Here is a 14,686-nt window from a genome sequence, read left to right as displayed (position 1 = left end):
TGGTATGGATAAAGAGGATCGGTTTTAGATGTTGTGCCAGTGCCAGTGCCAGTGCCAGTGCCAGTGCCAGTGCCAGTGCCAGTGCCAGTACCCGTTGCGACCACCGCAGAACCGCTCTCGCCGCCACATGCTGACAGCAATGAGACCGCAATCAGGCAGGGTATGAGTTTTTTCTTCATTTATCTGTTTCTTTTACTGATTGAATGAGGAAGGAGACTTTATGAAACGGTGTTTTATTTGTGAATTTTATTTCCTCATGGTTTATAAACATTTCTTACATTTATAATATTTTCAGATATTTATTAACTCTCTGAGAAGAGTGGCTATGTAATGAAACTGACGGAATTGACGGGCTCCAACAACAATGGAGGAGGGTGTATAGAGAAAAGTCCAGACGTCTAGACTGTTAGCTTTCCATTTTCGATGAGATTGAAGTATACTCGCCGCCCTAAAACTGCGATCCACTTAACACTAATGCGCGATTGATTCCTTAGTGTTTGAGTGATGAGAATCAGAATTCGACTTACCGCCACTGGAAACGCCACGCATTTATGAACCTTTCGGCTAAAACTGTTGTTGTTATTGCTATTGGTGCCGCACTCTATGGTATTGGTGGCTTACCTATGTTCTGTGTACCTGTATTTGCCAATACTACGCTCAAACCAGCGATGGCTGTGCTTGCACTCTTCTCTGTATTATTTGGCCCGGGTGTTGGCTTTCTGGTCGGTTTTATCGGGCACTGGGTCACTGATCTGTTTGCTGGCTGGGGAGTATGGCTGACCTGGGTGCTGGGGTCCGGAATCTTCGGCCTGATCATGGGATATTTTCCACTATTGACCCGTTACCGTCTGGAAAAGCAGGGTGAATTTGGCCGATGGGATTTCTTTGTCTTCGTCGTTCTTGTCATGCTTGGCAACTTGATTGGTTATGGCACTTCGGCGTTTCTGGATACCATTCTCTACGCGGAGCCCTTTGCTAAAGTACTTACCTCCCTCGTGATCCTCGCCATTGGCAATGCATTACTTGTGGCGATTGTGGGGCGACTTATTCTGGACTCAGTTGCTAAACGAAACAAACAAAGCCGTAATCTGACAGAGGCATAACTGGCAATGACTATTGAATTTAACGATTTTTCATTCCGTTATGATGCGCAGGTAAATCCGACCTTAAAGCACATCAACCTGAAAATTGGTAAAGGCGAAAAGGTATTGATTATCGGGCCCAGTGGCAGCGGAAAATCAACGCTGGGACAATGTCTTAATGGCTTGATACCTCATGCTGTTAAAGGTGACGTCAGCGGAGAGTTGGTGATCAATGGTCGACACGCTTGCGATATGCATATGGACGATATCACCGCTATGGTGGGTACCGTGCTTCAGGATACTGACAGTCAGTTTGTTGGCCTGAGTATTGGCGAAGATATTGCCTTTGCACTGGAGAACCAGATGATGTCCGGTGTAGATATGTATCCCCTGGTGAGAGCAACAGCCAAAATGGTTGATCTGGATGACATGTTAGACCGATCTCCCCACGACTTATCGGGTGGTCAGAAGCAGCGGGTATCTTTGGCGGGGATCATGGTTGATGACGTCGATATTTTACTCTTTGATGAACCTCTGGCAGCGCTGGACCCAACAACAGGCAAGCGCACCATAGAAATCATCGATGATCTGCACAGAAAGACCAAAAAAACAGTAGTGATCATCGAGCATCGTCTCGAGGATGTTTTGCATCGTCATATCGATAGAGTGATTCTGATGGACAAAGGCGAAATTATCGCAGACACCACACCAGATGCATTACTTGCCTCAGATCTTTTGCGTCGTTATGGCATTCGTGAGCCGCTTTATCTGTCAGCTATTAAAGCCTCGGGAACCTCCGTCTCTCAGGATGATAAACCTTCCTCGTTGCAGCAGATGAAACTGGAACCTTTTCGTCCCGCATTATTACAGTGGTTCGATTCAGCACAGCCAACACACACTGGTGAATTATCTGACGTCTTGTTGGATGTTAAAGGCGTGACTTACTCCTTTGATGGCGAAAAAAATGCGCTTGAGGATATTTCGTTTTCGGTAAAAAAAGGCGAATTTGTTTCTGTTCTTGGCAAAAATGGTTCAGGGAAATCAACCATCACTCGAATCATTATGGGGGTGCTTGAGCCAGACTCTGGTTCGGTGCATCTCAATGATCAGGATCTGGCCGAACTGTCAATTTTTGAGCGCAGTCAAAAAGTAGGGGTGGTGCTTCAAAACCCGAACCACATGATCTCGCATCATATGATTTTTGACGAAGTGGCATTCGGACTCCGCAACCAAGGTCTTGATGAAGCGTATATAAAAGAAAAGGTCAATCAGGTTCTGGCGTTCTGTGGCCTCAGTAAATTCAGGCACTGGCCGGTTGATGCATTAAGCTATGGACAGAAAAAACGCGTCACTATTGCCGCTATTTTGGTTCTTGAACCTGAACTTCTGGTGTTAGATGAGCCAACAGCGGGACAGGACTACCAAAACTACACCGCCATGCTTTCTTTTATCCGAAAACTAAATGAAGAGCGTGGGATAACCGTCATGATCATTTCTCACGACATGCACTTGGTACTTGAATACACAAGTCGCTCCATCGTGATTGCCGACAGTAAATTGATCGCAGACGCGCCAATGACAGAGGTGTTTAGCCAGCCTTCTCTGTTAAGTCGGGCAAATCTGAGCACAACCAGTTTGTATGATTTAGCAATAAAAATGGAGATCGAGGATACGAAAGGACTCATGCAGCACTTTATTGACAGCGAGAGCCAACCAGCATGAAAGCATCTAAGATGAAGCTTGGTATCAGTTACATCGATACCCGTTCTCCGTTACATTCTCTTAATGGTATCACCAAGTTTGTGTTGTTTATGGCATGGGTGACGGTGGTGCTGACGACGTTTGACTTGAGACTGATCAGTGCACTGATCCTGGTAGGAGTTGGTCTGCTGCGTTTGACTCGTGTACCGTTTGCTGCGTACCGTTCTTTGCTGATGGGCACGGCAACCGTGCTCATGTTGAATGCTTTGTTTATGTTTCTGCTTGCACCTCAGCAAGGAACAGAAATTATTGGCAGTAATACCCTGTTGATGTCTTTACCGTTTGGTTACTCCCTGACCTCAGAAACTGTTTTCTACCTTCTGACAATCACACTGAAGTACTTCAGTATGTTTCCAATCGCACTGGTGTTTGTTTTTTCTACTCATCCAACAGAGTTTGCTGCAAGCTTGAACCGTATTGGTGTGCCATACAAAGTGGCCTATGCGGTCAGCCTGACTATTCGATATCTGCCAGAAGTGCAGAAAGACTTCGTGCACATTCTCCATGCACAGCAGGCGAGGGGAGTGGAGTTATCTGGTAAGGCTTCTCTGCTAAAACGAATTAAAAACGTTTCAAGAGTACTTGGGCCTCTTATTTTCAGCAGTCTGGATCGCGCTGATGAAATCTCCAATGCTATGACGTTGAGGGGCTTCGGTCGTCATATATCTCGCAGCTGGTATAGTCAGAAAAAGATGACGGCGACAGATATATGCTGGTTGATAGGTATCACCTTGGTGACTGTGTTCGCTCTGATAAAACACCTTGTCGAACAGCAAGCGTTTTGGTACCCATATTCGTAAGACCTCTCTGTTACGGTTTTGGGCGTTATTTATTAATGCCCAAACGCTGCATAAACAATACTCTGGCTTTGTCCATTGTTCGATAGAAACCTTCTTCTCTCTCCTATAACTCTACAGATACTTTCTTTAACTTGGTAACACACCAATTCACGACTTGGCTAGCCGTCCGCCTTGACTTTCCTCCGTCGGACCCTAATGGCGATGAGTTTGGCCCTAAACGACTGTCCTAAAAAAACCGGGAAAAGTGCCGGGGCGAGAAGGGGAATGTTTTCTCTCCCTCTCCTTTCATTACCTGTTGTAACGAGTACATATGAAAATTTGTGTGCGTCTTGTTTCCTGTATTTTGTATCGAAGAGAGTCAATCGTTAAAAACAATCGAAGCCATAGGGTTAAACAATTATGGTGCGGTGCCCTCTGTTGCTACTATGAAGACATAGAAACAAGATACATCACCGCACATTTGCAGGAACTCGATTTTGGGAGAAAGAGTATGGGCACACAAACCAACCTTATTGGCCTTGATAGTGAAAAAACACAGGAACTTGCTAATCAGCTGAACGATTTGTTAGCTCATTTTCAGGTGTTATATATGAACACCCGCGGTTACCACTGGAATATTAAAGGACCCCAATTTTTTGAGCTGCATGTTAAGTTTGAAGAGCTTTACAATGATTTGCTCATCAAAGTTGATGAAATTGCTGAGCGGATCCTTACGCTTGGTCATACGCCAACACACAGCTACAGCAATTATCTTGGCCAGAGCAGTATAGAGGAACATCAGAATGTGTTCTCAGGTCGTGAGTCTGTTGAAGGCTTGGTACATGGTTTTAGTGTTTTGATAGCGAAAGAGCGCGTCATTCTAAATTCTGCTGGAGATGCAGAGGATGAAGGTACGGCAGCTCAGATGAGCGATTATATTCGCGAACAAGAAAAATTAATTTGGATGTTGAACGCTTACCTTCAGTAAGACGCACTTTTTTAAGCAGTGAGTAGATGTCGATAACAATAAGAAACAAAAACCGGAGCAATCGCTCCGGTTTTTTTTTGAACAAAGGTAATGGATTGAATAAAGGCTTGAAACCACACCTTTGGCTCTGCCAACCGTTGATATAAACCCATAAAGAGCGCATAACGAAAGGGAATCAGGCAGCGATAACATCAGCGGGATATATCTTTTGTTATTAGACAAAAGATATAAAAAACCCCCAGCATAAGCCGGGGTTTCATCAGAACGTATTAGTCAGAATTACTTCTGGTTTTTCAGTTCTTTTTGCTTAGCAATAACTTCTTCCGCAACGTTAGTTGGGCAAGCTGCGTAGTGTGAGAACTCCATAGAGAACTGACCACGGCCTGAAGTCATTGTACGCAGGTGGCCGATGTAACCGAACATTTCTGAAAGCGGTACATCACCCTTGATGCGAACGCCAGTAGTACCAGCTTGTTGGTCTTTGATCATACCACGACGACGGTTCAGGTCACCGATAACATCACCAACATGGTCTTCTGGAGTGAACACGTCAACTTTCATCACAGGCTCAAGAAGCTGTGGACCTGCTTTAGGCATTGATTGACGGAATGCACCTTTAGATGCGATTTCGAACGCGATTGCTGATGAGTCAACTGCGTGGAAAGCACCGTCGAACAGTTCAACTTCAACGTCCAGCGTTGGGAAGCCTGCCAGTACACCTTGCTCCATCATGCCTGCAAAGCCTTTCTCGATTGCTGGCCAGAATTCCTTAGGAACGTTACCACCAACAACAGAAGAAGAGAAAGTGAAACCAGAGTTTGGCTCACCTGGCTTGATGCGGTAATCGATCTTACCGTACTGACCAGAACCACCAGACTGCTTCTTGTGCGTGTAGCTGTCTTCAACTGCCTGAGTAATTGTCTCACGGTATGCTACCTGAGGCTTACCAACAATCAGGTCAACACCGTAAGTACGCTTAAGGATGTCAACTTTGATGTCCAGGTGAAGTTCACCCATACCTTTCAGGATGGTTTCGCCTGAATCTTCGTCAGTCTCAACCTGGAATGATGGATCTTCAGCAACCATTTTACCGATCGCGATACCCATTTTCTCAGAACCGCCTTTGTCTTTAGGGGCAACAGCGATTGAGATTACTGGTTCTGGGAAGATCATTGGTTCAAGAGTACATTCGTGCTTAGGATCACACAGAGTATGACCAGTCTGAACGTTCTTCATACCAACAACAGCGATGATGTCACCAGCTTGAGCGGTAGAGATTTCGTTACGCTCATCAGCATGCATCTCAACCATACGGCCGATACGCTCAGTTTTACCCGTTGCTGAGTTCAGGACAGTGTCGCCTTTGTTCAGCACGCCAGAGTAAATGCGGATGAAGGTCAGGGCACCGAAACGGTCATCCATGATTTTGAATGCCAGAGCACGCAGTGGCTCTTTCGGGTCAACAGTTGCAACTTCGCCAGTTGGCTCACCAGTTTCTTTGTCAGTCAGTGGCTGAGCATCAACTTCAGTTGGTGATGGCAGGTAATCAACAACGGCGTTCAGCATAGGCTGCATACCTTTGTTTTTGAACGCTGAACCACAGAACGTTGGGAAGAACGCCAGCTCACGAGTACCTTTACGGATACACGCTTTGATTTGCTCCATAGTCGGCTCTTCGCCTTCCATGTAAGCCATCATCAGGTCGTCGTCTTGCTCAACAGCAGTTTCGATCAGCATTTCACGGTATTCAGCTGCTTTCTCAACCATGTCTTCTGGGATGTCTACGATTTCGTAGTTTTCTGGCTGACCAGATTCGTCCCAAATCCATGCTTTTTGCTCAAGTACGTCTACAACGCCCTTGAAGTCATCTTCGATGCCGATTGGCAGAGTCATAACCAGTGGAGTCGCGCCCAGTACGTTTTTAACTTGGTCAACAACACGGTAGAAGTCTGCACCCATACGGTCCAGCTTGTTTACGAAGATCAGACGTGATACGCGTGATTCGTCAGCATAGCGCCAGTTAGTCTCTGACTGAGGCTCAACACCGCCAGAACCACAGAATACACCAACACCACCGTCAAGAACTTTCAGTGAACGGTAAACTTCAACAGTGAAGTCAACGTGTCCTGGAGTATCGATGATGTTCAGACGATGGTCGTTCCAGAAACAGGTAGTCGCTGCTGACTGGATGGTAATACCACGCTCAGCTTCCTGCTCCATGAAGTCAGTAGTTGCTGCACCATCGTGCACCTCGCCGGTACGGTGGATCTTACCGGTCAGTTTAAGGATACGTTCTGTAGAGGTAGTTTTACCCGCATCAACGTGCGCGAAAATACCAATGTTTCTGTATTTATTTAAATCGGTCATTGTTTTTCTCTATAAACAATAGGTGTGACGAATCAGGCTGGGGAGTATAGCAGGCGATCTTAGCTAAAGGAACAGATGTAAAAGCACCAATTGAGAGATTTTTTGCTATCCGGGAGGATATTTCAGCAAACCAGCGCTTTAATCGCGCACTATCTAGCCGCCTACTCAAGTTTCATCAGATTTTAATACTGTCTGTCTTATAACGAATGTATGAAAAACTGCCGTAATTACCTCAAACATTGCGAGTTTGCTAGAAGTGTTGTTCCACCGCAATGAAACGACAGTGATTGATTTGTCGACTTAACGATAATGAACAAATGTTTAATAAATTCTTCAGATGAATGCGAAAATTATAGCGGGGCTATGGTTCTTCAGTCCTTTGTGTGTTTTGGTATCCACGCAATTAATCTGGCACTCGTGAGATGTTACGCATGAGCTATTTAATGAAAAATACACAAACACAATAGAAGTCGGCGATCACTCAAGGCGCCTTCTTCGGTGATAAAAAAATAATCTCAGCCTCATTCTTTGAATCACGCACCGTCAGGTAATTTGGGAACACACACTATCTCAAGTGCCTAAAAGCCCTCAGTGACATCATTTAGGTAGGCATAACAGTCTCATCACAGAGCTATATTGATCAACAAGACAAAGCGTAGTAGCCTTTGGGCAGGCAGGTTGGATGCCTATCTCGCAAAAACGATAGTACCAACGCACTAAAATCTACAGCAAGCATATCACTTGCATATCATCCCGTAACCGACAGCGAGTAGGTTGATCAATAGGAGGACGATATGTGCCATCAAAACAATCCAGATCTTCAACTTTGGCTGCGCGAAGCGAAAGTCTTGCAAAAACGCGCTAAATCAACGTCGCTGTCTCGCTCTTTACCAGTGCTCAGACGCCTCCTCAATACGAAGGTATTGACCAACCTCTCGTTAATTGAACTCAAGAACAACACTTCAATTATTCAGCGTAAGCATTTATTGCAAATGCTAGCGGCTGAGAATGGCGCTCGTAGTTGGGCCGACTTTAAACAACAAGTCGTTACCGCTCCTGAAGGCTCTATTCTGCCTAACAGCATTGAATTACGTGACGCTGGTTACCCCGTTCTCTGGTTTCCCAATGCGACTGAAGCAACTGCCTATAAAGATAACCATGGTGGAAAAGTCGTGAAGTTAGGCAGTCAAGCGGCAGTGATACCACAGAATTGGAAAAGCTAACTAGCTTTCATTGCGATTGAGGATGAATTCAGGGTGTCGTCGGCAACTGACTTGACTCCTTTTTTATAAGTGAGCCTGCGAAGATCTGGCGGCCCGCAACTTTTCCTCAACGTGTACATTCCCAAATGATCTGAAGATATTCGAATTCAGGTTGTCTGGTTGCAATAACACTCATGGAGTGTCTGAAAAGGAATAAAGAATGGCTAGGTTGATTCTGGTTTGTGGCCCTGTGGGGGCTGGTAAAACGACATACTCAATGTCTTTGTGTGCGGAAATTAAAGCCGTAAAGTTCTCAATAGATCCATGGATGCAGGCACTCTTTGCCAAAGATATGGACTCACTTGATTTCTCATGGATTATGGAACGTGTGAATCGTTGTCACGAGCAAATCTGGGAAGTTTGTGAGCAAATTTTGTCGTTGGATGGCAGTGTTGTGCTTGATTTGGGTTTTACAACCCGGGTTCAGCGCGACGTTTTTGTGAACAAGTCGCGAGCCTTGAATATCGAAGCTGAAATTCACTATCTTGATGTGCCGACAGAAACTCGCAGACAGAGAGTCGCGAATCGAAATGTAGAAAAAGATCCTAAGGTATATTCTTTCGACGTGACGGACATGATGTTCAACTTTATGGAACCCAAATTTGAGGTGCCCGATGCGAGTGAATTGGCAAATGGGCGCAAAGTAATAGTGTGAATTTCACGTGAATAAACGACTCAAAGCGGGCGTTTGCTCGCTTTTGATTATCTGACACTAACATCGTTTAACGTTGCTCAGCGGCCTGTTGAGCGATAACAAACTCCCCGCGATTTAGAATCACTGGGGCCGTCAGAGTATTGTGACAACTGGTGACCCCGCCAAAGCCGCCTTAAAGCTTATCTCAACGAATCTTAGATCGGGCGCGACAGCTCCTGTCACAAATAGAATTGTTGTCGCTTTGCTAATTGGCTAACTAGGTGAATACAGGCCATGAAGTGAGAGGTAACATTTGATTCTTGTTTAACCATTCATATTTCTTTTGAGTAATTATCCATCACTTGACTCTTTTAGCTATTGCCAGTGTGACATTGATCTGGATATACTCTCGGCCCGGCCAGAGCGGCTGCTTTTCCGAGTAAGGAAAATGCGCGTTCTGCATGCTTTCATCTCGCTGTTACACGGACTTTTGCCCCACGGAACTGGGCTCAGCAATTGTAAGCTCAAAACTGGCGTGACAACGCCGCTTCGTGGACGGTAACCTCTCTTTCGCATGATCGATTCAGATCCTGTATCACATGTTTAGTTACCTTACCGCAAGCGTAGTTGCACCCTCAATTTCCGATAAAATAGCAAGGTAACCAAATGCACATTTTACTCAGTATGGCCGGAATACTGGTCCTGTTCGCATGCGCAGTCGCATTATCAGAGAGCCGAAGTAAGATTAACTGGAGAACAGTTTTTGGCGCCTTTGCCCTTCAGGCTGGACTAGCTGCTCTTGTTCTTTACAGTTCGGTAGGCCAGACAGTTCTTGGAGCAATGAGTAATGGCGTATCAAAGGTGCTGTCTTTCGCCGACCAAGGTATTGGGTTTGTCTTCGGCAGCCTCGCCACCGGTGATTTTATCTTTGCTATTCGTGTTCTCCCCCTGATTATCTTCCTCTCCGCCATCATCTCTCTTCTTTACTACCTCGGCATTATGCAATGGGTCATCAAATTGATTGGTGGAGGTATTCAAAAGCTATTGGGCACTAGCCGAGCAGAATCAATGGTTGCGACCAGCAATATTTTTCTCTCACAAGGCGAATCCCCGTTAGTTGTTCGTCCTTTCCTGAAAGACATGACACGCTCTGAGTTATTCGCCGTGATGGTAGGTGGTATGGCATCAGTTGCAGGCAGTGTACTCGGCGGTTATGCCGCTATGGGTGTAGAATTGAAATACCTGATTGCAGCGAGCTTTATGGCTGCGCCGGGTGGCCTTATGATGGCAAAGATCCTTATCCCTGAGCGCGAAACGCCTGTTAGCCAGGAAAAAATCGCATTGAGCAAAAGTGAAGAGAGCAATGCTATCGATGCGTTGGCGGCTGGAGCCATGAATGGTGTGAAAGTTGCTGTGGCGGTAGGTACCATGCTGATTGCTTTCGTCAGTGTTATTGCGATGGCAAATGCAGGCCTTGAGGGGCTAGGAAACTTGATAGGCGTTGAAGGTCTGACCCTGCAGACAATTTTTGGTTATCTGTTCTCACCACTGGCATTCGTTATCGGTGTACCAATGAACGAGGCACTCAGTGTGGGCTCGCTTATCGGCCAGAAGATCATTTTGAATGAGTTTGTTGCGTACCTTGATTTTGCCAAGATTCAAGAAACGCTGTCAGCTAACAGCCAGGTGATCGTCACTTTTGCCCTGTGTGGGTTTGCAAACATAGGTTCTATTGCTATCCAGTTGGGTTCCATCGGTGCCATGGCACTGAGCGTCGTCAGGATGTGGCTAAAATGGGTGTACGAGCAGTAATTGCAGCGACACTGGCAAACCTGATGAGTGCAGCTTTGGCGGGCATCTTTGTTTCGCTTTAATGGTTGATAAAGAAAAAAGAGCCGCTCAATCGAGCGGCTCTTTTCGTTTGAGAGGCGGTTATGCTTTGTGCTTTTCTTGCCATTGGTTGCGAACAACCTGCTCAAGCGCTTGTAATGACATCTCAGCCTCTTGAACAATATCTTCAGCGATATCCAGTGCTTTTGTATGTTCTTTCTTAATGCACAACTCTTCAAGCGACTTACAAAGTCCAGAAAGTAGCAGATTTCCATGTACTTCAGCACTGCTGATGATTGAATGCGCCTCAAACTTTATCCTATCAAAGTCTTTATCCGAGATAGCCTTGTGTATTTCATACACCCGATGTCGTGTATCTCTGGTGTAGATATGAATTAATTCCGGGATCATACTCGGCTCCAAATCTTCAAGTAAGACGTTGAATCTTTCCTGATCAAGCCGTTGATAGGTAAATCCTTGATTGTCTGCCTGTGGCTGTAAACTACCGTCCCGGGAGACATCTTGCCATTTAACGAGGGTAGTGAGTAACGTCGTTCTGTCTATCGGTTTGGTGACACAATCATTCATGCCACAGCTGATGAATTTTTCCTGATCATTGGAGAGAGCATGAGAGGTGAGAGCGACAATCACGACATCAGATTTCGGCGATTCCATCTTCCTAATGTTTTGTGTCGCTTCAATGCCATTTACTCCCGGCATGGAGATATCCATCAGTATGATATCATAGTCGGCATTTTTCACCGCAGTGATTGCTTCTGCTCCATTATTCACAATGTCTGCCTTAAGATTATCCAGCTCAAGCATGCTGCTAATCACTAGTTGATTCGCTACATTGTCCTCAGCCACCAGTAAGCGGAGATCTTTATTAATTCTCTGATGTAGTGTCTGGTGAATAAGTGGGCGGGGAACCTGCTCTTTGGCCACGTTAAACTGGCTTGAGGTCGGCAGACTGACCTCAAATCTGACTGTTGTGCCAATCCCGGGGGCACTGGAAATGTCGATAGTACCGCCCATAAGGGTGATGAGCTGCTTACAGATAAATAACCCCAAACCTGTACTGTCGTTTTTATAATGTCGGGCATTTTCTGCGGTAGAAAATTCTTCGAAAATGGTAGGGAGTGACTCAGGCGAAATTCCAATGCCAGAGTCTGAAATTACACAGATGAGGTTACAGACATCTGCTCTGTGGTTGCCGTTAAATACAGAGACTTTAACAGCACCTCGCTCGGTATATTTGACGGCATTACCCACCAGGTTGAGGAGGATCTGTCGGATTCTGTCTGCATCACCGCTGACATAACGAGGCACTGCCGGCGAGATATCAAGCGTCATTTCAAGACCTTTAGATTTTGCCTTGGGAAGCATTATTTCCGTAGTTTGTCGCAGCAGCTCACTCAAATCCATTGGATTTGCTGCCAGTCGAAGTTTACCGGCTTCGAGCCTAGAGAAATCAAGAATATCATTAATTATCGATAGAAGCAGGTTGCCCGAGTGTTGTGCTGTTTGCAGTAACTTTCTCTGTTTGTCTGATAATGTGGATTCACTGATAAGCTCAAGAACGCCTAAAACGCCATTCATTGGCGTTCGTATCTCATGGCTCATTGCGGCAAGAAAACGTCCTTTTGATATGTTTGCTTGCTCGGCCGATTTTTGAGCGTCACGCAGCATTTGCTCGTTTTTTTTGTGTTCAGATACGTCGATGAAGTGGGCAATAAAGTGTGTGAGCGTTCCGTTTCTTTCCCGCATTGCAGTGGCGAAAACAAGAATGGGGATAACGTTACCGTTCTTTTGCTTGTGCAAAACTTCCCCACGCCATTTGTTCTCTCGTGCCAGTGCGCGACGGATAGCCTGATAGAAAATAATCTCTCCGTCAGTCGCTGCGAGAATTGCCATGGGTTTTCCCATCACTTCTTCTGCGGTGTAGCCAGTTACGTCGGTGAACGTTCGATTTACTCGCAAAATCTTACCATTGTCATCGGCGATAAACATGGCATCGGTTGATTGAAAGGCGTGATCTGCCAACCTGAGTTCAGCCTGAACCATGTCCAACTCAGTCAGATTGTGAATGTGAAGTAAAAATCGTTGTTGTCGCCCTTGGTCAAAAATACTGATGCTTACATCGATGGGGACTATTTTTCCTGCGCTGTTTTGGGCAACCAGCCTAATTGATTCACCACTGTTATTGGCTCTGACCAAATCACGATGGGTAAGACTATTTTCGGGGTTTTCCTCAGTAAGAATAAGGCTTGAAAGGTGTTTTCCACACATTTCATCGATTGCAGAGCCGAACATGACTTCAGTGGCAGGGTTGAAGTCAACAATGTTACAAGCAACATCAACAACAATAATAGGATCTACGATATTTTGGAAAATAGCCTGAGATAAAGCCAGAGAATGGTTGCTGCTATCCGATAAAGGCACCTCTGATGTATTGCTGTCTTTGGTGACACTTCTTGCCGACGGGCTCTCTGAAACCGCTATGATGACATTATCTTTGTCATCCCTATTTCCCTTATGAGCGGTTTGCTCCTTCGCAAAGATCGCTTTTGACACAGGAGCATCTTCCGAAAAAGAAGGATATTTTCGCTTAGATGTTTTCGGCTCCTCTTTCACCACAAAGCCCGCAAGCTTGCACGATTTAACTTTTTCTATAGGCGTCGCAGCAGTCTGATAGTTTAAAAGCAAAAAGGCGAGGCCAGTCAACGAAATAAAGAGAGCAATAAAGTAGGGATTAAATAAATCAATCTCCGGATGTACTATCCCGAGGACTATCTCACCTAATGGCTTGTCTTTTTTTCCTATTGTTTGCTTTACCAGTGTCATTAACTGGCGCTCTGCATGACTGAGCTTGTGAGATCCTGATGCCAGAACACGTCCATTTCGCATTATAGCGGCGTAGCCAATGAGGTTTTCTGACCGAACAATATCCAGCATTGGTTCAAGCGTTGAGGCATCTGCAGCTTGTCGCAGAAGGGGAGCAACTGAAATAGCTAAAGCTGCGCCAATATGTCGAGCCGCAACTTCATCTCTTTCGCTTGCCTTGTTGATCATTGACGCCAGAGTGTAAATGACAAGGATGCCTTGGGTAGCAATCACGATTAGAAGTATGGTCAGAGCAATTCTATTTTTTTTATACATGCGGAATTCCCTATCCTCACAAATCGATGCTTGAGACTGGCTGGATTAGGCGAACACACTGGCATTCCCGCGCGTTTTCCTTTGTCTGTGTTCCATTAGGTCACAGGTGACCAGCAGATTGTCCAACATGCTGCTATTTAGCATATAGCACTCCCCGAAGGTGCTATGCCTTATGAATGAAACTCAGAGGTTAGATATCTGAATAATGTTCACTTTTAATCAGCATTATCCAGATGGCTGGGTGCGAGGTAGGTCTCCATCACACACGGGTAAAAAGCACGACACTCAAAATGAAGAGGTAGCTAAGTGGGTGAAGCACCTATTCTGGTAATGAATCTCCTTTATGGTTTCTAATAAACATCGTACGAGTAATCCCTCACCTCACAATGTAAAGATTATTAATATCTATTTATTTATATTCGCCTTAAACTAACTGATTTTTTTAAATTATTACTATCATCTAAGATAAAATATATATTGGTAATGTCTAATATATTAGCTATAAATATTTAATTTTTCGCTAAAATTATTTTTCTTTTTTGCAAGGGGTTATTTATAAACTATCATAATCTACTGTATATAAATAAGTCATAAATATTACAATAATACATAAATTATTATTCTGGATACTATTTTTACTTATACACTCACTTCTGATTAAACAGAATTAATTATCAAAGAGAAAAATAGTATATAAATTAATTTTTTTGTAATAAATAAAGACTGATTAATAGTTCTTTCTATACAACAAAGAAAATAAGTGTACATTAAAAATATCTACTAATGTTGATTATTTTTACGATGCTAGATTACTCAGAAAAGTT

The 14,686-nt window shown here is 44.7% G+C and carries 8 protein-coding genes and 1 pseudogene; 7 read left to right on the top strand and 2 right to left on the bottom strand.

Annotated features, from left to right (window positions below):
• Positions 1 to 551: 551 nt before the first annotated feature.
• From A8L45_RS20310 to A8L45_RS20295, 4 genes are all read left to right on the top strand, one after another.
• Positions 552 to 1,103 carry an ECF-type riboflavin transporter substrate-binding protein gene (locus tag A8L45_RS20310; RefSeq protein ID WP_068905188.1) on the top strand — a complete coding sequence of 184 codons (552 nt, stop codon included), beginning with the start codon at positions 552 to 554 and terminating at the stop codon, positions 1,101 to 1,103.
• Between the two features lie 6 nt (positions 1,104 to 1,109).
• Positions 1,110 to 2,804: an ABC transporter ATP-binding protein gene (locus tag A8L45_RS20305; RefSeq protein WP_068905187.1), complete on the top strand. Its 1,695-nt coding sequence runs from the start codon at positions 1,110 to 1,112 to the stop codon at positions 2,802 to 2,804.
• Positions 2,801 to 3,643: an energy-coupling factor transporter transmembrane component T family protein gene (locus A8L45_RS20300; RefSeq protein WP_068905186.1), complete on the top strand. Its 843-nt coding sequence runs from the start codon at positions 2,801 to 2,803 to the stop codon at positions 3,641 to 3,643. The genes A8L45_RS20305 and A8L45_RS20300 overlap by 4 nt, the downstream gene beginning before the upstream one ends.
• A 490-nt stretch (positions 3,644 to 4,133) precedes the next feature.
• Positions 4,134 to 4,610 (top strand): Dps family protein, encoded by a 477-nt coding sequence (locus tag A8L45_RS20295; RefSeq protein WP_068905185.1) that lies wholly within the window; start codon positions 4,134 to 4,136, stop codon positions 4,608 to 4,610.
• A gap of 279 nt (positions 4,611 to 4,889) precedes the next feature.
• Here the strand turns inward: A8L45_RS20295 and fusA are convergent, their stop codons facing one another.
• Positions 4,890 to 6,977, bottom strand: a complete 2,088-nt coding sequence (fusA, locus tag A8L45_RS20290) for an elongation factor G (RefSeq protein ID WP_068905184.1) — start codon at positions 6,975 to 6,977, stop codon at positions 4,890 to 4,892.
• Positions 6,978 to 7,771: 794 nt separating this feature from the next.
• On the opposite strand from fusA, the gene A8L45_RS20285 reads away from it, so the two are divergent.
• The 3 genes and pseudogenes from A8L45_RS20285 (at position 7,772) to A8L45_RS20275 (ending at position 10,747) form a co-directional block, all read left to right on the top strand.
• Positions 7,772 to 8,200: a hypothetical protein gene (locus tag A8L45_RS20285; RefSeq protein WP_068905183.1), complete on the top strand. Its 429-nt coding sequence runs from the start codon at positions 7,772 to 7,774 to the stop codon at positions 8,198 to 8,200.
• A 199-nt stretch (positions 8,201 to 8,399) separates the two neighbouring features.
• The gene (locus A8L45_RS20280; RefSeq protein WP_068905182.1) at positions 8,400 to 8,894 is read left to right on the top strand and encodes a P-loop nucleotide/nucleoside kinase family protein; all 495 of its coding nucleotides are present in this window, start codon (positions 8,400 to 8,402) and stop codon (positions 8,892 to 8,894) included.
• 645 nt (positions 8,895 to 9,539) lie between these two features.
• A pseudogene (locus A8L45_RS20275) lies at positions 9,540 to 10,747 on the top strand (NupC/NupG family nucleoside CNT transporter).
• Between the two features lie 58 nt (positions 10,748 to 10,805).
• On the opposite strand, the gene A8L45_RS20270 reads toward A8L45_RS20275, so the two are convergent.
• On the bottom strand, positions 10,806 to 13,862 hold the full coding sequence (locus A8L45_RS20270) for a PAS domain-containing hybrid sensor histidine kinase/response regulator (RefSeq protein WP_068905181.1): 3,057 nt from the start codon (positions 13,860 to 13,862) through the stop codon (positions 10,806 to 10,808).
• Positions 13,863 to 14,686 lie beyond the last annotated feature (824 nt).

Source organism: Veronia pacifica, from assembly GCF_001707825.1.
Classification (GTDB): domain Bacteria; phylum Pseudomonadota; class Gammaproteobacteria; order Enterobacterales; family Vibrionaceae; genus Veronia; species Veronia pacifica.
This window is presented reverse-complemented; position numbering and strand designations above follow the sequence as displayed.